14 protein-coding genes are annotated in these 20061 nt (G+C 42.5%); 5 read left to right on the top strand and 9 right to left on the bottom strand.

Annotated features, from left to right (window positions below):
• Positions 1-50: 50 nt before the first annotated feature.
• Complete coding sequence (locus H2245_RS06185) at positions 51-719, bottom strand: hypothetical protein (protein ID WP_182406505.1); 669 nt, start codon at positions 717-719, stop codon at positions 51-53.
• 477 nt (positions 720-1196) lie between these two features.
• Here H2245_RS06185 and H2245_RS06190 point away from each other — a divergent pair, with 477 nt between their 5' ends.
• The 3 genes from H2245_RS06190 (at position 1197) to H2245_RS06200 (ending at position 4471) form a co-directional block, all read left to right on the top strand.
• Positions 1197-2855 (top strand): carbon starvation protein A, encoded by a 1659-nt coding sequence (locus tag H2245_RS06190; RefSeq protein WP_182406506.1) that lies wholly within the window; start codon positions 1197-1199, stop codon positions 2853-2855.
• Between the two features lie 218 nt (positions 2856-3073).
• Positions 3074-3364, top strand: a complete 291-nt coding sequence (locus H2245_RS06195; RefSeq protein WP_182406581.1) for a cory-CC-star protein — start codon at positions 3074-3076, stop codon at positions 3362-3364.
• Positions 3365-3454: 90 nt separating this feature from the next.
• Complete coding sequence (locus tag H2245_RS06200; RefSeq protein ID WP_182406507.1) at positions 3455-4471, top strand: ArsA family ATPase; 1017 nt, start codon at positions 3455-3457, stop codon at positions 4469-4471.
• Positions 4472-4493: 22 nt separating this feature from the next.
• Here the strand turns inward: H2245_RS06200 and H2245_RS06205 are convergent, their stop codons facing one another.
• Positions 4494-6137 carry a DUF3482 domain-containing protein gene (locus H2245_RS06205; protein WP_259365108.1) on the bottom strand — a complete coding sequence of 548 codons (1644 nt, stop codon included), beginning with the start codon at positions 6135-6137 and terminating at the stop codon, positions 4494-4496.
• Between the two features lie 112 nt (positions 6138-6249).
• The gene (locus H2245_RS06210; protein ID WP_182406582.1) at positions 6250-7671 is read right to left on the bottom strand and encodes a DUF2868 domain-containing protein; all 1422 of its coding nucleotides are present in this window, start codon (positions 7669-7671) and stop codon (positions 6250-6252) included.
• Positions 7672-8380: 709 nt separating this feature from the next.
• Between H2245_RS06210 and H2245_RS06215 the strand changes: the two genes are divergently transcribed.
• Together H2245_RS06215 and H2245_RS06220 are read left to right on the top strand one after the other, a co-directional pair.
• Positions 8381-9868, top strand: coding sequence for a nucleobase:cation symporter-2 family protein (locus H2245_RS06215; RefSeq protein WP_182406509.1), 1488 nt, complete (start codon positions 8381-8383; stop codon positions 9866-9868).
• 241 nt (positions 9869-10109) lie between these two features.
• Positions 10110-10865, top strand: coding sequence for an SDR family oxidoreductase (locus tag H2245_RS06220; RefSeq protein ID WP_182406510.1), 756 nt, complete (start codon positions 10110-10112; stop codon positions 10863-10865).
• Positions 10866-10971: 106 nt separating this feature from the next.
• On the opposite strand, the gene H2245_RS06225 is transcribed toward H2245_RS06220, so the two are convergent.
• The 6 genes from H2245_RS06225 to acnD all read right to left on the bottom strand — a co-directional run bounded on the left by H2245_RS06225 (position 10972) and on the right by acnD (position 19816).
• Positions 10972-12489 (bottom strand): bifunctional 2-methylcitrate dehydratase/aconitate hydratase, encoded by a 1518-nt coding sequence (locus tag H2245_RS06225; RefSeq protein ID WP_182406511.1) that lies wholly within the window; start codon positions 12487-12489, stop codon positions 10972-10974.
• Between the two features lie 114 nt (positions 12490-12603).
• Positions 12604-13122 carry a GNAT family N-acetyltransferase gene (locus H2245_RS06230; RefSeq protein WP_182406512.1) on the bottom strand — a complete coding sequence of 173 codons (519 nt, stop codon included), beginning with the start codon at positions 13120-13122 and terminating at the stop codon, positions 12604-12606.
• 72 nt (positions 13123-13194) lie between these two features.
• Positions 13195-13761: a GNAT family N-acetyltransferase gene (locus H2245_RS06235; RefSeq protein WP_182406513.1), complete on the bottom strand. Its 567-nt coding sequence runs from the start codon at positions 13759-13761 to the stop codon at positions 13195-13197.
• A 109-nt stretch (positions 13762-13870) separates the two neighbouring features.
• Complete coding sequence (locus tag H2245_RS06240) at positions 13871-15724, bottom strand: ABC transporter ATP-binding protein (RefSeq protein WP_182406514.1); 1854 nt, start codon at positions 15722-15724, stop codon at positions 13871-13873.
• Positions 15725-15782: 58 nt separating this feature from the next.
• The gene (gene prpF, locus H2245_RS06245) at positions 15783-17036 is read right to left on the bottom strand and encodes a 2-methylaconitate cis-trans isomerase PrpF (RefSeq protein ID WP_182406515.1); all 1254 of its coding nucleotides are present in this window, start codon (positions 17034-17036) and stop codon (positions 15783-15785) included.
• A 146-nt stretch (positions 17037-17182) separates the two neighbouring features.
• Positions 17183-19816: a Fe/S-dependent 2-methylisocitrate dehydratase AcnD gene (gene acnD / locus H2245_RS06250; protein ID WP_220464391.1), complete on the bottom strand. Its 2634-nt coding sequence runs from the start codon at positions 19814-19816 to the stop codon at positions 17183-17185.
• Positions 19817-20061: the final 245 nt, after the last annotated feature.

A 20061-nucleotide genomic window follows, 5' to 3' on the forward strand; every position in this document is an offset into this window, starting at 1 on the left:
TAGCAAATTTTAGCCCATTTGCCCAATACAACCTGTATATTGCGACAAAATTAATCGTTCATTTGTATTAAATAAGGACGATAAAAGGTTGCAAGGCGATTTAGACCCGCATCGGGTAACTGAGGCAATAGTTTATTCAGTGCCATACTCATGCCTTTATCAATTGCTGCTTTGGCAACAGGAACAGATTTACGTTTAATCATGCCAAGATTTAGTGTTTCTGTAAATCGGCTCATAAAATGGTTTAAAGACGCTTCTGTCATGGTTTCAAGTGCAGTTTTGAATTTCTCTCTGTCAACCGTGTTGGGAGTGATAGCGGCAAAACCGTCACAAATCGTCTGAGCAGTCGATTCGGATAATTTAAACCCCACTCGGCGCATACCTTCATTATCAATGAACATACTTTGGCTTTTTAAAAAGTCAAAACTTGGCAAGATATCTTCATTATTATCTTTACCTAATAGCACATTTAATAACGTCTCTGTTGTGCGCTCAATCGTACTAACTATTTTTTGCATGGAGGCTTTTCGTTCAGGATTGGGTATAACGTCGATTAGGCTAACTAATAGATTATCATTCAACTCACGGGCAATTTGCTGGGTGAGTTCATTACGATATGGATAGTAATCTACCGACGATTGTGATTCGATAAGCTGTTCTGCCTCATCAATCATGTGATTCAATTTATCTGACGGTAAGAAGCCAAAATAGTATGTCATTAAAAAGCCTTTTTTTATTAATGCGTTTTATTCGTTATCTGAATTTAATTTTTTAGGATTTTAATATAAGAGAAAAACTTATTTTCGTAGCGTTTATATACTGTTCATAAAGTCAAGAATAGTACGATATATTAGTGATTTACAATCCTATTAATTGATTAAAAGACACTAATAGTAGTTTATATAAAATGAGCATGATTTAACCCGTTATTTACTTCTTTTAACATATTATATTAATGCTAAAAGATTGCTTATTTGATATATAACGTTACATTTTATGTCAAATCAATTACAATTAATAGGGTTTATCGTGCCTTTCAGGTGGTTATCACAAGGCAGTTTTATTATAAAAATAAGGATTTTTAATAAGTTTAGCGTAATAGTGTTTTATAAATAGTATCGCGCCAGCAGTTACTAGAAAAACAAGAATTAAGAAAAACTCAGCCCGCACCTTTACGAAATCTAAGGAGAGAATAGATGAACAGTGCCATTGTATTATTACTTGGCGTCGCTGCGATGATATTAGGGTATATTTTTTACTCAAAATTTATTGCTACTAAAATTTTGGCATTGGATAACAACCGTCCCACTCCAGCTCATACGATGAAAGATGGAATAGATTATGTACCTACCAATAAATATGTATTATGGGGGCATCATTTTACATCAGTAGCAGGTGCTGCGCCAATTATTGGTCCTGCTATTGCAGTCATTTGGGTGGTGTTTGGTACCATATTGATGGCGGGTGTTCACGATATGTCTGCGATATGGGCAAGTATGCGCAATCGAGGTCAATCTATCGGCTCAATCGCTGGTACGGTCATGGGTACACGCGTTCGTAGCCTGATGATGATTGTCATCTTTTTACTACTGCTTATGGTTAATGCTGTATTTGGCGTTGCCATTGCGAATATGATGATTAAAACGCCGTCTGCTGTGTTACCTGTTTGGGGCGCATTGGTGGTTGCCTTTATTATCGGGCAGTGTATTTATCGTTATCATATGAATTTGGTTTGGGTATCTATTATTGGGGTGGTAGCGTTATATGGATTAATTTACCTTGGTCCTATGTTCCCCGTTGTATTACCCGAGACTATATTTGGTCTGCCTGATAATGCCGTTTGGATTATCATTTTATTTGCCTATGCGGCGGTAGCTTCATTATTGCCGGTATGGATGTTGCTACAACCGCGTGATTATATTAACGGTTTGCAATTATTTGTTGGTTTGATTCTATTATACGCGGCTATCTTTATTTCATCGCCTGATATCGTGGCACCGGCAATTAACACTAATTTACCAATAGACACGCCGTCTATTATGCCGTTATTGTTTGTGACTATTGCTTGTGGTGCGATTTCTGGCTTTCACGGCTTAGTAGCAACTGGCACGACATCTAAGCAAATTGATAAAGAAGAGGATGCACGCTTTGTAGGTTACTTTGGCGCACTTGGCGAAGGTATGCTGGCACTGGGTGCGATTCTTGCGGCAACCGCAGGCTTTGCCTCATTAAGCGATTGGGAAGCCGTGTATCAAAAATTCGGTGACGGCTCTATCGGTGCATTTATTGATGGTGGCGCAACGATATTAAACGCGGGCGTTGGTATCGAGATGGTATTGTCCCAAACCATGCTAACAGTCATGGCAGCGTTATTTGCCGGTACGACGATGGATACAGGCGTGCGCTTGCAACGTTATATTTTCCAAGAGTTTGGTGAATTTTATAATTTACCAGTATTAACCAAAGGTAGCGTTGCAACATTTTTAGCAGTCGGCACCTGTTTACTATTGGCATTTGGCGCCGGTGGTATTGGTGGCGAAGGTGGTATGATTATCTGGCCATTATTCGGTACGACTAACCAGTTAATGGCAGCATTAACGCTGATGGTTGTTACCATTATTTTATTACGTAAAGGCAAGCCAGTCTGGTATACCTTAGCACCATTATCGTTCCTACTGGTGATGACCGTATTTGCATTACTTATCCAGCTTAAAACGTTCTACGTTGATGGTAATTGGTTACTTATCATTATGGATATTATCATTTTGATTGCTACCATCTTAGTGACTTTTGAGAGTTTCTCAGTGTTACGCCGTGAATGGTCGCTGTATAAAGGTAAAAATCACCCTGAATAGGGATTAAAAGTAGTTATTAAGATGTCTAAATAGAAAATAAAACGCTGGCAGCTGCTAGCGTTTTTTATATCATGGCATCACGAAATGGATATACTATAATTAGACTTATGCGTTTCCAAAGTATTTTATGAGCAGCAAGCTAGGGAGAGCAAATGAAAAACTCAGAGAATAAGCCAAATATAAATCAACACTTAAAAAAGATAGCGGCAACAGAGGGCATGCCAGCTCATTACGATGAAGAAATAGATAATAAAGTACCCTTCTGGCAACGGTTTGTAGCAGGATTGAACGAGTTTTATCATGCACCCTACAGACAAACGATGGCACGGGCAGCACGTGACGAAGAAGATTTTTTTATGCTATTAATGTTTTCTGAAAGCTTGGGTATTGATAATCCTGCTAGTTTTTATACTCTAGAATTACAGCCGTTATTCTTAGAAAATTTTCATGAGTGGCATACTCGTATGGGCATGGACAGATGCCCGTTTGACCATATTGGTTGCTGCTAATTGTTGCTAAAAATTTTGAAGTAATCAGTATTAAGTAAAAACAGCACCTATAAAAATACGGCTAATAAAAATAAAAACTGGAATTAAAATATGGTATTACAACCGTTAAAGGCATTGGTAGCACAGCTATCCACGCAGCCGATTATCTTTGTCGGCGGTAAAGGTGGAGTGGGCAAGACCACTACTGCAGCAGCACTTGCCAGCTACTTTGCCAGTCAAGGCAGAAAGACACTGATTGTCTCAACAGACCCAGCCCATAGTTTGGGTGATGTCTTAAACACACGTTTATCTAATGAAAAAACCGTCCTAAACCCTTATCTTGATGCTATTGAGCTTAATCCAGATATTATCGTTGACGCTCACTTTGCTCAAGTAGAGCGCACTATAAAAGGCTATGCCAACCCAGATATGATGCCAAAAATACGTGAGCATTTACGACTATCGAAGTCAGCTCCAGGGGCACAAGAAGCGGCAATGCTTGAGTCGATGTGTCAGCATTTGGTCACAGCAGCAGATGGCGGTTATGAGCATATTATTTTTGATACGGCACCGACTGGGCATACATTACGCTTGCTGGTATTGCCTGAGATGATGGGAGCGTGGACGGATGGATTATTAGCGCAGCAACGACGGCAAGCCAAATTACGTTCAATTGCCACGCATTTAGATACTAATAGTAGACATACAGATAAAAAAGGTGTACCGAACCCATTTGCTAAACATACTCCGGATCGCTGGGCACAAGCAGTAAACGTATTAGAACAACGCAAAGAATTATTTCGTCAAGCGGGGTTATTACTTCATGATCGTGTGCAAACGGCAATTATATTAGTAATGACGGCTGATATTTTGCCTTTAGCGGAAACGAAACGTGCGATTGAGCAGTTAGAAGAAAACAATCTCACTCCAGCAGCAATCGTGGTTAATCAATTGATTAACCCAGCGCAAACCGATCCATTCTGGCAACAACGGGCAGACAGACAACAGCAGTTGATGAATGATATTGAGCGCAATTTTAGTAATTATCCTATCTATCCTGTTTATTTACAGCAAACAGATATTCGAGGTACTGAGGCATTAAGCAAATTGTTCACCCCAACTGTTTAATTAATGAGTGAAGATTATTTTTTTAGTTTTCACGTGACTGAATTTTATTAGACAGCGACCAAGCTGCATCTGTACGCAAACTTTGCGCTTGCTCCGATTTACCGCTACTTAATGATGACCATTGCGGCTTACCGCGTGCTTTTTTAAGCTCACTAGGTAATTTATGGGTTGCCCACGGGGTAACGATAGCAGCATTATTATCGTTGTCTGTATAGTTATTATACTCACTGCTGTATAGCATTTGGGTGGCATCTGTTGCCGCGTGTCCACGATGACGCAGCGCCGCTAATAAATCAATCGCCCTTGTTGCCAGTAAAGTTAAGGTCGCAGGGTCAATATATAACCGCTTAACCCCGGATAATTTATCAGCGATACTGGTGGTATTGGATAATAACCCACCAGCAATACCACCCAAAGCAGCGCCCAAACCTAATGTAGTTCCTAATGCGGCAGCATCAATTCCAAGCCCTAGTAACGCGCCAGCCGCCGCCCCAGAGGTGGTACGTATGCCATAGCTTTTGAGCAATTCAGGATCAAACGGATCTTGCTGATAGGCTTTCAACTCAAGTGGGGTTGCTGCGACTGCATTATCATAAAACTTATAAGCATTTAACAACCGCTGTTGCATAGCACGCTCGCTTTGACGCACTCCCTCTTGCATCTGCTGCAATATAGGCATGGGGTCATCATCATCGTTAATCTCACGCACAAAGGCGGCAATATCTAACAAAAAGTCTGCAATGATAATATTGGCTTCATCATAGAGCTGCGCCCAATCCTCAGTCCGACGCTGCATCAATTGCTCGAGCATCTCAGCATGGGTCAGCATAGTGGCAAGGTTCTGCCAAAGTCTCATCTCATCGGTAAATTCAAACGCAACAGAATCAAAACGAGTAGAAATATGCAAGTTCCGCCGTGCCAGCATGGTTTGCCAGGCGTCAATATTGGCATCTTGGCTGTCAGTAAAGTTAAAAACGGGCATTACAGGAATTGCTGCCCAAGATAATATTGCCAATTCATCTTTGTACTTACCAAGTACGGGCTCACGGGCATCAACAACATAAATTGCCATATCACTTGCCAGCAGCTGACGAATAACCTTAGCTTCTTGGCTATAATCGCCAAAACCATCAGCATAACTGGTACTGGTATCAGTACCTTGATCATAACTTTGAGCAATATCAGCGGCTAAAAACTGTTGTAAACGCTCGATACCATCACGGCGACTGGCCGTATTGTCTTCAAGCCAATCCATAAGTCCAGACGCGTCCTCTAAGCCGGGTGTATCATATAACGACACTAACGCTTCGCCCGTTTGACTGTCAGTTAATTGTGCCCGCTCAACGTGACGAGTAGTCGCCGCTTCGTTTTTCACTTCACCAAAATAGACATCGCGTAGCAGGGTACGCAAAATAGACGTTTTACCGGTATTAGTGTGCCCAACCACAGCCAGTCTTAACGGCTCACCACTGGCTAGGGTGGTTTTTGTACGAGCAGATTTTGGAGTGACATTCAACGTGCTATCTAATGGCTCGTTTGTTAGGTTAGGTATTGGATTTTGTATAGTCTGTTTTTGCAAAGGTAGATGCTGTATATCAGTTGTGGCAGCATACGGATTCTGAAGCGCCGCATCATGATCTTTATCACTATTATTTTTATTGTCCATAGGATTACTATTGTCCTGATTCATAGTCGAGTATTAATGATAAATGTATATGAGCATCGGTTGATACAATCTAATCAGCAAAAAAAAGAAATAAGTTAGTCAAAGAAGGCGCTTAAGGTAGGTGTACCAGTCCTATGTTCCGTGCTGCCAGTGCCGTTTGCCATTGTTGATGGCGCGCCAGTTGTGCCGCAGTTTGTCCTTTAGCGTTTATAGTGTTACTGGTATTATTGTTGGCTGCCTGATGGCTTTGAGGCGACTTTACGCTTACTGGTCGCAGCAACTGCACAATGACGCCGTGTTTAGCATGAGTAGCGATATGATCCAGCTTACGCAGCGTACCACGATCAGGCAGCGCATTTGCGTGGATACCGAGCCAAACCTGAACGGGATACTGATTAAGATAAGCAGTTAAGCGCGCCATGTCATCACGGTCATCAACAATACCAAAGTTTTCAACCGCATCAATACTTTTATTATCAGAATTATCCCCATCAAACCCAATTTGCCACCATTTATCAGGAGCAGGATACTCCAATAAAGCAACTAGTTTTTTGCCGGTACTAACTTTAGCTTGCGGAGCAACAGGCGCTGCAACTTCAAAAAAATCATCAACATCGACCACTTGACGCTGCCAGAAGTTAATAATCTTTTGATAATAAGGCAATTTAATATCTAGACGCATTTTTTTGCGACGAAACATCAAGGCACAAAACCCCCATGCTATTGCTCGAGGGACAATGCCATACATCAGTAAACTACCAATTAATAAGCCTGCCCACTGGCGCGCGATAGATAATGGCAGAGCATCTGTCACCAATCGACTTTGTACAATCGCAGCATCATTAGGTACATCAAAGCCTACCAGATTTGGCAACCAGCCAATTATGTGGGTGAGGGTAATCAGTGCCTTATCTGATAACAGCGTCGACTCCCAGCTAAAGCTGTACTGGCGCACAATCAACAAAAAAATAATTGAAAACAGCATTCCTGTTAAGGTAGCAAGCCAAAGCTGATGATTGAATCGTCCCAGATACCAACGCATACCGCTATGGTGCAACTGCTGCTCATACAAGCTGACCGCTGCTTGAGTAATATCATCTTTACCCCGTATCAACCGACTGGGACTTACAAAATTTGCAAACCAATTTGCTGATGGCTTACCTTGATTGACCATACTCATTATTAGCCAGCTCATAAGCATGAGAGTATGAAAGCCAAGCAAACATACCAAAACATAGAAAAAATTCACCACATTGGACTGCAATAAAGTGAACAATCCTAAAAATCCTGATAGGCACCACACCACACTCATCACGGTCATAATACCTTTAATGCGACCGTCAATCTTTCCTAGAACACGGGTTAGTGCGCCATTACTATCAATACGTGAGGCGCGCCGATGTAGTTTTTGGATAGGCGTACCACTCTCGTTTTGCAACTTTTCAGTGATTAATAGCGGGTCAGTTGCAAAGACATGGTGATCCGTCTCAAGCAAGCGTACCAGTTCAGTCAGTTGGTCTTGTGGTGAGAACATCGTTGTCGTCACATCCATATCAAAAGGGAAAATAAAGTGGGGCAAATCTACCAGCGATGACTCAGCGATAGATAAATTATCGGCTGACTATGACCATTTACTTTGCAAAAACAGCTAATTTTTACAAAATCATGATCTTTTATGTTCTATAAAATACAGTTTTTTTACTATTAAGTCATTATAAATGAACGACTTGTCACATAAACTGACCAAATGGTCAAAAAATTGCTGGCAGTTATTATCAATACACGCTATCCTAAAAGTAAGTTATCAGCAGTAGAGTATAACCAAAATAATCAAAAGTGTTATAATTCGGTTATAAATCGAAAAATTGATTATGATGGCAGTAGACGGTTTTGATGCTCCTGCATCAGTCAACCGTAACATCAAGGATTTCTTCAGCCCTTATATTAATACAGATACATTAATATTAATAAAGTTATGAAGAAGGACAAGATAAGTGCACACGCACGCTCTAATTATTGACCCCTATTTTGCTGTGTATAAAAAGCGCATAAGCGTGTCGAGCAAAATAAGGATTATAAGTACTAAATGTATGAGTTCAGTGTTTGAGTACTTAGCGTAAGAGCGGCATCTAGCCTCTCATAAGCTCAGTCGTTGTAAAACTTAATTTGCTATAGTTCTACGTCATTCAAGATGTATCGGTTAAGATACGTTTAAATATAACATGCAGGGAGCACACCTATCTATGGATATCAAATCCACCTCTAACCCAACCTTTGCACGACCAGAAGATGAAAATCTTGGTGTTGCTGCTAATATTGCCTATGGCTTTCAGCACGTTCTTACCATGTATGGTGGTATTATTGCAGTGCCTTTGATTGTTGGGCAAGCAGCAGGGCTAACACCTGCTGAGATTGGTTTATTGATTGCCGCCTCATTGTTTATTGGTGGTTTAGCGACGTTATTACAAACGATAGGTATCCCGTTCTTTGGTTGCCAGCTACCGTTGGTTCAAGGGGTATCTTTTGCTAGTGTTGCAACTATTGTTGCCATTGTGACAGCAGGAGGCGGATTACCTTCAGTATTCGGTGCGGTGATTGCAGCGTCTATTCTCGGCTTCTTAATCACACCCATTTTCTCCCAAATTATTAGATTTTTCCCGCCATTAGTGACGGGTACGGTTATTACTACCATTGGTTTGACCTTGATGCCAGTTGCTGCACGTTGGGCAATGGGCGGCAACAGTAAAGCACCTGACTTCGGTAGCATGACGAACATCGGTCTTGCGGGTTTTACCTTATTAGTGGTATTGCTATTAAGTAAAGCGGGCAATGCTGCTATCAGTCGCTTGTCAATCTTGCTGGCTATGGTTATCGGTACGGTCGTTGCATGGGCGCTAGGCTTGGTAGACTTCTCTGGTGTTACTACAGGCTCTATCTTTGCTTTCCCAACCCCGTTCCACTTTGGTGCGCCTAAGTTTGAACTTGCAGCCATCATTTCTATGTTCATCGTAGTACTGGTTATTTTGGTTGAAACCTCAGCTGACATCTTAGCAGTTGGTGATATTATTGAGACTGATGTTGACTCAAAACGTTTAGGTAATGGCTTGCGTGCTGACATGGTTGCTAGTATCGTTGCGCCAATGTTTGGTTCTTTTACTCAAAGTGCTTTTGCTCAGAACGTTGGTTTGGTTGCAGTAACCGGTGTTAAAAGCCGTTTCGTAGTAGCATATGCGGGTATCATCTTAGTAGTTCTTGGATTAATGCCAATTATGGGTCGCGTTATTGCTACGGTTCCAACCGCAGTACTTGGCGGCGCTGGTATTGTACTGTTCGGTACGGTTGCAGCCAGTGGTATTCGTACCCTAGCGCAAGTGAGCTACACTAACAATATGAACCTTATCATTGTTGCGACCTCTATCGGTTTTGGTATGTTGCCGATTGCAGCTCCTGCGTTTTACGATCAATTCCCAGACTGGTTTGCGACTATCTTTCATTCAGGCATCAGCTCATCTGCCATCATGGCAATTGCTCTGAACCTATTATTTAACCACATGAAAACGGGTAACTCAGAGAATCAATCAGTATTTGCGGCGGGCACAGAAGTTCGTTCAGTACATCCTGATTTGATGATTGACTTAACTGAAGGTGATTACTTCTCAGAAGGTAAATTATATGATGTTGAGCATAATGAAATCCCAGTAGCTACGGTGCAAAAGACGGCCGCGCATTAGCAAGTATTCAAAACGAAAAGTTAGACTTACTTTGTTAGAATAAGCTCAAGTATTGATAAAACTGTCTTTATTAGCCGCCCATTGAGGCGGCTTTTTTGCGCGCACAAGAAAATAAGTTATAACTTATTTCAACTAGAAAGTGCTCAAAAAAGTAGCCATAATCTAGACATATCGTTAGCTATCATAGTAATGAGAAGTGATGATCATTTAAAATAGTGAAAAGAGACGACAAGGAGTCAGTATGAAACATAAAACGTATCTTATCATCGGCGGTACAGGCGGTATTGGTCAAGCCATGGTAGAACAGCTGGTTGCCAGTACGGTGAATGAGCACAGCGGTATTCAGGTCTACGCAACTTATAATAAAAGCGTCCCTGAGTTTGAGGCAGACAATTTGCATTGGTTGCAAATGGATGTCAGTGATGAGACCAGTATTAAACAAGCAGCAGATGCCATACGACAGTACAGCAGCCATCTTGACTGGGTGATTAATTGCGTTGGTTTACTACATACTGAAACGACACAACCTGAAAAAGCTCTGCGACAGGTCGAGACTGATTTTTTTATACAAAATATGCAGATAAATGCGTTAGCAAGTCTACTGATAGCCAAACATATCAAGCCACTATTGGAGAAGGCTGAACGTAGCCATGCTGATCCTGCTATTTTTGCCACCATATCGGCACGTGTCGGCAGTATCGGTGACAATCAAATTGGTGGCTGGTACAGCTATCGTATGAGTAAAGCAGCCCTGAACATGGGTATGAAAAACCTCAGTATTGAATGGAGTCGCTCGCTTAAAGATATGTGCGTGGTGGTCATGCAGCCGGGTACGGTTAATACTCAGTTATCAGCACCGTTTCAAAGCAATGTGGCTGATGGACACCTATTTACGCCAGCCTATAGTGCGGAATGCTTACTGGAAGTACTTGCCAATATGAGCGCAGCTCAGTCCGGTAGCTTTGTGGATTGGGCAGGGGAATCCATACCGTGGTAGCGCTACGGTATGGATTCTAGGATTAAAGTTAAAACGTAGCGTTAAGTAAATGTAAAAAATGGCGTTTAAAAAGTTACTATAGAAAAATAAATGAAAAGATGTGACGTTAAAGTGTCGCAAACAGCGCCATAAACTCATTAACAGGGGTTTTTTCTAGTTGATCTTGATTATTACAAAGCGCAATAATCTCATCACAACGACTACTGATAAAGCGGGTGGCGAGACTGGCTTGAAATTTAGCCTCAAGTATTGGAATGCCCTCATGCCGGCGACGTTTATGCCCAAGTGGGTATTCGACAGCCACTTTATCGGTACTGCTGCCATCTTTAAAGAAAATTTGAATGGCATTGGCAATTGAGCGCTTATTAGGGTCGTGGTAGTCTTGCGAATAACTTGAGTCTTCTATTACTACCATCTTACAACGTAAGGTATCAATGGTTAGATGATGCTCTGCATGGTAGTCATCTTCATAGTTTTCTGCCATCAAGTCGCCAGTTAACAGCGCCACAGCAACCATATATTGCAAACAGTGATCACGATCGGCAGGATTGTCAAGTGCGCCAGCTTTTGAAATGATACGAATGGCAGATTCATGCGTGGTAATAACGATTTTTTCAATATCGTCAATATTTTCTTCAATACGTGGCGCTAAAATGACCGCTGCTTCACAGGCGGTCTGGGCATGAAACTCGGCAGGAAAGCTGATTTTAAATAAAACATTTTCCATTACGTAACTACCAAAATCACGCTGAAAGGTAAACTGACGCTCGCTCTCAGGCTTAAGCGCTAAATCAGCATTGGTATGGCTAAACAGCACATCATAAAACCCCCACTGCGGCGCCGTGAGCGCCCCAGGTATGCCCATCTCGCCGCGTCTAGTGATATCAACCAACCGTACGGCGCGACTGGTGGCATCCCCTGCTGCCCAAGACTTGCGGCTACCGGCGTTGGGCGCATGACGATAAGTACGTAGCGCTTGTCCATCAACAATCGCTTGTGAGACAGCCGCCATAATGCGCTCGCGTGGTAGATTGTACAGCTTGGCAACGACTGCTGTGGATGCTAGCTTGACTAAGAACACATGATCAAGACCTACGCGATTAAAAGAATTCTCTAACGCGATAACGCCTTGGATTTCGTGTGCCATAATCATGGCTTCTAACACGTCTCGCATGATAAGGGGAACGCGCCCTTGGCTAACGTTTTGCTGACTAATATAGTCCGCAACCGCCAAAATCGCCCCTAAATTATCCGAAGGATGACCCCATTCAGCCGCCAGCCAAGTATCATTATAATCAAGCCAGCGCACCATACAGCCGATATCAAAAGCGGCTTTGATAGGGTCAAGGCGGTATGACGTACCGGGAACACGTGCACCATTTAAGGTAATTTGATCGGTGCATTCAGCCCCTAAATGTTTGGTACATTCAGGAAAGCGTAATGCCAGCAGACCGCAGCCGAGGGTATCCATCAGACAATAACGCGCGGTATTCCATGCGTCGGTACTATTGGGAGAGTCGTTATCTATCGAGTAATTGAGCACGTAATCGGCAATTTTTTGGATTTCTACATCATATTCTGGACGGACATTGCTCTCTACCGTCGTCTTTTCTACACCAGCCATAATCATCTCCTCATCCGTGAGTCGCGGTCATCTATAGGCATTAAAAATAGCATAATCACCATATAGCCACAGTGACATAGTGTAAAATCAAAACCCTTTAGGTTTTGAGAATCACTATGCCGTTAGCACCATATGAATATGCTCAATACCCTCGGCATCATATGCAGCCCCTTCACAGACAAAGCCTAAGGATTGATAAAATTCAATCAGATAGGTCTGAGCAGACAGATGTATCGGCTGATTAGAGAAATAGGTATGGCAATAATCAATCGCCCGTATCATAAGTTTTCGCGCCAAACCATGATCGCGATAGTCTTCTAATACCAAGACGCGACCGATAATGGGGTAGCGTGGTTCGGTAGCAGACTTTAGAATACGGCAATAGGCCACCAATTGCGGATTAGTACTTTGATTTTCATTGCTGTCTTGATAAGCAGATAGATGCATCGCGTCAATATCAAGACCATCCGCGTCAATATAAACACAGTTTTGGTCTTTTACAAAAACCTGTTCTCGTGCTTGGATGATGTGATAGACCTGATAGCCACTGAGCTCATCAAAGGATGTCAGTTGCCATGTGAGTGATGATGGTGAAAAAAGTGTATGGTTGCTACTTATAGTGCTACTTTTCATAGTTTTGAGCGCTCATGGTGTCATTTAAAAATGTGGCATTTAAAATAAATTCTATGCTACCTATACAGCCGATTAAATCATTAAATACACCACACCGATAACAAACAATACCGCTAAAATTAACAGTATAAAATTTAGAATAGTGCTGGTACTTGAGCTTTGCGTTGGCGCTTTGACTTTCTTAGCGGGATATAAAACCATATTGACATGCTCAAGACCATCTGCCAAATAAAAGTCACTATTCGCACTAAATCCTAGTGATTGGTAAAAGTTAATTAAATAGGTCTGTGCGGCAATGGCGATTGGGGTTTTCTTACCATATTTTTTATGGCAATACTTAATAGCCTCCGTCATGATTTTGCGCGCTAAACCATTACCTCGGTACTGAGGCAACACCAATACTCTACCAATAGCAGGAATGGACTCTGCGGAAGCGTTAGGCGTAATAATGCGGCAATAACCAATCAGTTTTTCATTGTGATGTGCGACAAGGTGCAGACAGTCAAAATCAGCCTCATCAATGTCTTGATAAGCACAATTTTGCTCGACCACAAATACCTGTGAGCGCGCTTTTAAAATATGATACAGATCAACTGAGGTCAGCTCATCAAAGGTTTTTATAGAAAATTCAGGGGTCATAGGAAAATAGCTTCTGGCAACTTATGGGGTATAGGATAAATAGGTTAATTATAAGACTATTTTGATTCACTATTATAACGGTTTTAAGGTATAACGCGTTAATATCCACTTAACCGTGTAAGGTTTGACTGATTTTATCCAAATTTAAGCTATCTGACATGGCGCTGAATATCTCAAAATACTTGCCGCGCTGCTCATATAAATCCTCGTGAGTGCCCATTTCGACTACGCGTCCATCCTCTATCACCACCAAATCGTCGGCATCGATAATTTGGGCAATATTATGGGAAACCATAATCACCGTTCGGTCTTTTTTAATCAAATCTAAACTCTTTTTTACCTGTTGGCTGGCAATCGCATCAAGGCTTGCGGTTGGCTCATCCAAAAATACAATCGGCGGATCTTTTAAAAACATTCGTGCCAGCGCAATACGTTGCTGCTGTCCGCCTGATAAGGATTTTGCGGTACTCTCATAGCCTTTTGGTAACGACATGACTTGCTCATGAATCGAGGCTTTTTTTGCGGCAATGATAATATCCTCATCACCTGCATTCATATCGCCATAGCGGATATTTTCGCTAATCGTACCTGAGAAAATATGATTACTCTGCAACACCAAACCGATATTTTGACGCAACTCATGAGTATCATAATCGGCTAGATTCTGACCATCTAAGCATATCGTGCCGGCATCAGGCTCATAAAATCTCACCAATAGATTAATAACTGTACTCTTGCCAGCGCCACTTAAGCCCACCAGCGCTGTAATGCGGTTGGGCTTGATGGTAAAGCTGACATCTTTTAACGCTTGAGTACCATTAGGATAGGTAAAATCAACATGTTTAAGTTCAATAATCCCTTTTAGGTCCTTGCTGCTTAAACCGGCAATTTCTTCAACCTGATTATCGTCTTCTAAAATCTCAAAAAATCCTTCGGCGTAGGTCAACGCATTATTAATTTGATCGTAAATACGATGTAATTGGCGAATGGGTGCGGCGACATTTTGAAATAACATAACATGAAATAAAATCATACCAATAGTCATCTGACCTTTTAGCACGAAATAAGAGGTCAGCACAATGATAACCACCACACCGATTTGCTCAATAAAGGTCTTTACCGCATCATAAATAAAACCAATACTACGAATACGCAACTGATTGGCGGTCATGTCTTTTTGAATGTTTAAATGTTTCTCAGCCTCGATAGACTCACGCACAAAAGATTTCACGACACTGATAGAGTTAATCAGCGAGATAACCAGACCGCTTTTGGCTTCTCTAAAGCCACGCATTTGACGACGAAAACCTTGCAAACGCTTTGCTTGTTTTTGACTGATAAAAAAGTAAATAGGTATGATAATCAGACCAACCAAGCCTATCCAAAAGTTGGTCGAAAACATAATAATCAGCGAGACAATGGCACTGGCAAACAGAGGTAGCATATCGATAAAGAAGTTTTGCACCAAGCTGGTTAAGCTACTAACACCATAATCAATACGGGTTTGTAATTTGCCACTGTCGTTTTCACTACTGGTATAAAATGCCATACGGTAAGTTAAGATACGCTCAATAATTTTTTGTGATAAATCACGAGACAGATTGATACGAATTTTTTCACCAAAGAAGCGTTGCCCAAAAGAGATGAATATTGACAATATCTCTTTAGTCAGCAATACCGCACTGATGATGGTTAACATGCGCACGCCAGCTTCCCAAGGCTCAGCAAGGGTGGCGATTTCGGTCAAAGTGTCAACAGCATAGCGCAACACAAAGGCATTGACCTGCGCTGTAAAGGAACCGAGCACCGTCAATATCAAAGTAGCAATAATGAGTAAGCGATAAGGCTGAGCAAATATGGCAAGCTTTTTGAGGATATCCCACAGCAACGCCCGCCGCTCAACTTTTTTGAGCGGCGGCTTGTTATCCAGTGGGAACTTACTGAGGGTAGGTGGGTTTGGCATGCTATTAGCGTAAAGTAAACTGACCTAAAAAGCTATACAAGGCATAGACTAAAGAGGATTAAAAAGCATCTGCTGGCACAAAAACCTCACCAACCATGATACGACGAGCAGAGCGACTCATCGAAACTTTCTTAGCTTGCCAGCGTCCATCGACTTGTTCTGTTTTTCCGCCTACGAGCAATGTGCCAGAAGGATGACCAAAACGCACTTCATATAGTTGTTTCGTCGATTGCCCAGCACCTGCTGCTTGATTGACAAGTGTGCCTTGTGTCGTCGCTGCTGCTGCAATGGCTACTGCTGCGGTACCCATCATTGCATGATGCAGTTGTCCCATGCTCATCGCACGTACGACTAAGTCAATATCTGCTGCATTAACTGCTTTGCCACTTGATGCGCTATAACTTTGCGCAGGGGCAACCCAAGCAATTTTTGGAATATGCTGGCTGGTTTGAGCCTCACTAACGTCTTTAAACAATCCCATCGCCACACCGCCTTTGGCACGGATATTCTCAAGCTTAGTAAGCAGCGCGCTATCGCTGTTGATATCACCCTGCAATTCAGTTCCGGTAAAGCCTAAATCTTCTGCTTTCATAAAGATAGTTGGGATACCAGCGCTGATAAAGGTCGCTTTAACGCTATCGGCACTTAAACCACAGCCAGAGACATCAAAGTCATCTATTAAATTGTTTGTTGGAAACATATCGCTAGATGAATCTACCGGATCAATGAATTCAATCTTAACCTCAGCAGCTTGGAAGGTCACACCGTCTAACTCAAAATCGCCAGTTTCTTGTACTTGTACCTTGCCTTGTGCATTTAAATAGACAGGCACATGGGCGATAATGGTTTTACTGATATTTTCTTGCCAGATACGCACTTCGCAAATGCCATTTTCAGCACTACTAGCGACCTTATCAGTGTCGATTAAGCCCATGTTAATCGCACAAGCACCAACCGCAGCAGTTAAATTACCGCAGTTACCCGCCCAATCAATCATCGGCTTGGCGATATTGACCTGCCCAAACAAGTAATTCACATCGTGATTTTCCTTACCGGCTTTAGATAAAATCACCGTCTTTGATGTGCTAGAGCTACCATTACCTAAGCCGTCTATTTGCTTACCATAATGGTCGGGGCTTCCAACGACTCGTAATAAGAAATTATCTCGTGCTTGTCCTGCGACTTGGCAACGTTTAGGTAAGTCAGAGAGCTTAAAAAAAGTACCTTTTGAAGTACCGCCACGCATATAAGTAGCAGGGACGGAGATTTGTGGGGCAAATTTTGGTTGGTTTTGTGAAGTTGATTGGGTCATTTTTTATTCCTTTTTATATTTTATGTATAAATTGCTTAAATTGGTGTCTTGGGTAAAGGTGAAAAACGGATATAAAAAAACCGATGCCATATAGACAGTCTATACAACATCGGCTCCTTTATATTTCATGCGCTACACGTTAATGCTTATACAATATCCAACGTGCCATCAATAAACTCTTTGGCAAAGCGCTGAAGCATACCGCCAGCGTTATACATTTTGACCTCGTCAGCGGTATCTAATCGGCAGATAATCGGTACTTCAGTTTTGCTGCCATCAGCACGATTAATCACTATCGTCATCATCCCGCCAGCGGAGACTTCACCTGTGACGTCGAATATTTCGGTACCATCGATGTTGAGGGTATTGCGCGTCACACCTTTTTCGAACTGTAGCGGTAGGGCGCCCATTCCAACCAAGTTTTGACGATGGATACGCTCAAAATCTTCAGCAACGACGACTTCCACGCCTGCTAAACGTACACCTTTGGCAGCCCAATCACGGCTTGAGCCTTGACCATAGCCGTCGCCTGCGATGATGATAAGCGGTTGCTCACGGTTCATATAGGTTTCAATCGCTTCCCACATGCGCATAACTTGACCTTCTGGCTCCACACGAGCGTACGAGCCTTGTACCACGTTACCTTGCTCATCACGTATCATCTCATTTAAGAGCTTTGGATTGGCAAAAGTCGCACGCTGTGCGGTCAAGTGATCACCGCGATGGGTGGCATACGAGTTGTAGTCCTCAGCAGGTAGACCCATCGTATCAAGGTACTCGCCAGCCGCTGAATCACCTAAAATAGCGTTAGACGGTGATAAGTGATCGGTAGTGATATTATCCCCTAACACCGCTAATGGACGCATACCTTTTAGCTTGTTGATTGCCGCCATTTTGCCTTCCCAATACGGCGGACGGCGAATATAAGTAGTCTGCTCACGCCAGTCATAAAGTGGGCTTAGGGCTTTACCCGTATCTTTTTTGGCTTCATCAAACATCGGGATATAAACAGCGTTAAATTGCTCAGGCTTTACTGCTTTGGCAACGATAGCATCAACTTCGTCATCATCGAACCAGATGTCTTTTAGGTAAACCTCATTGCCATCTTGGTCTTGGCCTAATGAATCTTTTTCAATATCAAAGCGAATGTTACCGGCGATAGCATAGGCAATCACCAAAGGTGGTGACGCTAAGAATGCTTGCTTGGCATACGGATGGATACGACCATCAAAGTTACGGTTGCCAGACAGGACAGCCGTGGTAAATAAGTCATTATCAATAATTTCTTTTTCGATATCAGGGTCTAATGCGCCACTCATACCGTTACAAGTCGTACAAGCAAAGCCAACCACGTCAAAGCCAATTTCTTGTAGCTCAGACATCAAGCCGGCTTCTTCTAGGTACATTTTTACCGTCTTAGAGCCTGGTGCTAATGATGTTTTTACCCACGGCTTACGTAATAAACCTTTTCCATTGGCATTACGAGCAACAAGACCGGCAGCAACCATATTGCGTGGGTTAGAGGTGTTGGTACAGCTGGTAATTGCGGCGATAATCACCGCGCCATCTGGCATCAAGCCATCTTCTGGCTCAGGTAATTTGTCTTCAGGAGCGTGAGCAATACCTTTGGCAACTAAGTCCGTGGTGGATACGCGAGCATGTGGACGAGAAGGGCCAGCCATGTTACGGACGACTGCTGACAAATCAAAATCAAGAACACGGTCATAAACCGCATTTTCCATACCATCAGCCCATAGACCAGTTTGTTTGGCATATTGCTCTACTAGTTTGATTTGCGCTTCGCTACGACCAGTTAGGCATAGATAGTCGATGGTTTGTTCATCGATATAGAACATCGCCGCGGTTGCGCCATATTCAGGGGTCATATTTGAGATAGACGCACGGTCACCAACGCTTAGCTGGCGCGCACCTTTACCGAAGAATTCAATATAGGTTGAAACCACACCAGCATCACGTAAGAACTCAGTCATCGCGAGTACTAAATCGGTACCGGTAATGCCTTTTTGCAACTTGCCCGTTAGCTTAACGCCGACGTAATCAGGCAGGCGCATATATGATGGGTTACCTAGCATGACGCTTTCAGCTTCTAAGCCACCAACACCGATAGAAATAACACCTAAAGCATCAACCATTGGTGTATGACTGTCAGTACCGACAAGCGTATCAGCAAAGGCAACTTTATAGCCGTCTTTACCCTTAGCTACTTGTACAACAGGTGACATCTTCTCAAGGTTAATTTGATGCATGATGCCGTTACCAGGCGGTACGACGTTGACGTTATCAAAGGCATACTGACACCAGTTGATAAAGTGGAAACGGTCATCGTTACGACGCTCTTCAATAGCACGGTTTTTCTCAAAAGCGTTTTCTTCAAAGCCGGCATGTTCAACCGCTAATGAATGGTCAACGATTAATTGCGTTGGTACGATTGGATTCACTTTTGACGGATCGCCACCTTGTTCAGCAATGGCGTCACGTAAACCAGCCAAGTCAACAAAGGCGGTCTGACCTAAGATGTCGTGACAAACGACACGGGCAGGGTACCAAGGAAAATCTAAATCCTGTTTGCCCTCGATATGTTGCTTGAGCGCAGCCGTTAAGTCTTCTGGTGGGCAACGGCGTACTAAGTTTTCACATAATACTTTTGAGCAGAACGGTAGTTTGTCATACGCGCCAGCTTCAATATTCTCAATAGCTTCGCGGGTGTCAAAGTAATACAAATCGGTATCGGGAAGTGGCTTTTTGAATTGGTCGTTCATTGGTTGTATTAAAGCGTTGTCCATGGGTCACCTTTGGCTATTGGCTGGTTGGCATTCAAAAAAAGAGGCTTTCTCTTAGCAAAAACATCATCAGTCGTATTAGAATCAGAAGTAGGTTTTGCTAAAAAAACATAGTTAAAAAGAAAATGAGGTTATGAAGAAAAAACAAAGTTTTGGCTGCTAAATGAATATATTTAGCAGCCAAAACCGTTACCTAGCATAAACGCTTATACTGGGTAACGAAT

Source organism: Psychrobacter sp. GP33 (assembly GCF_014119005.1).
Lineage (GTDB): Bacteria > Pseudomonadota > Gammaproteobacteria > Pseudomonadales > Moraxellaceae > Psychrobacter.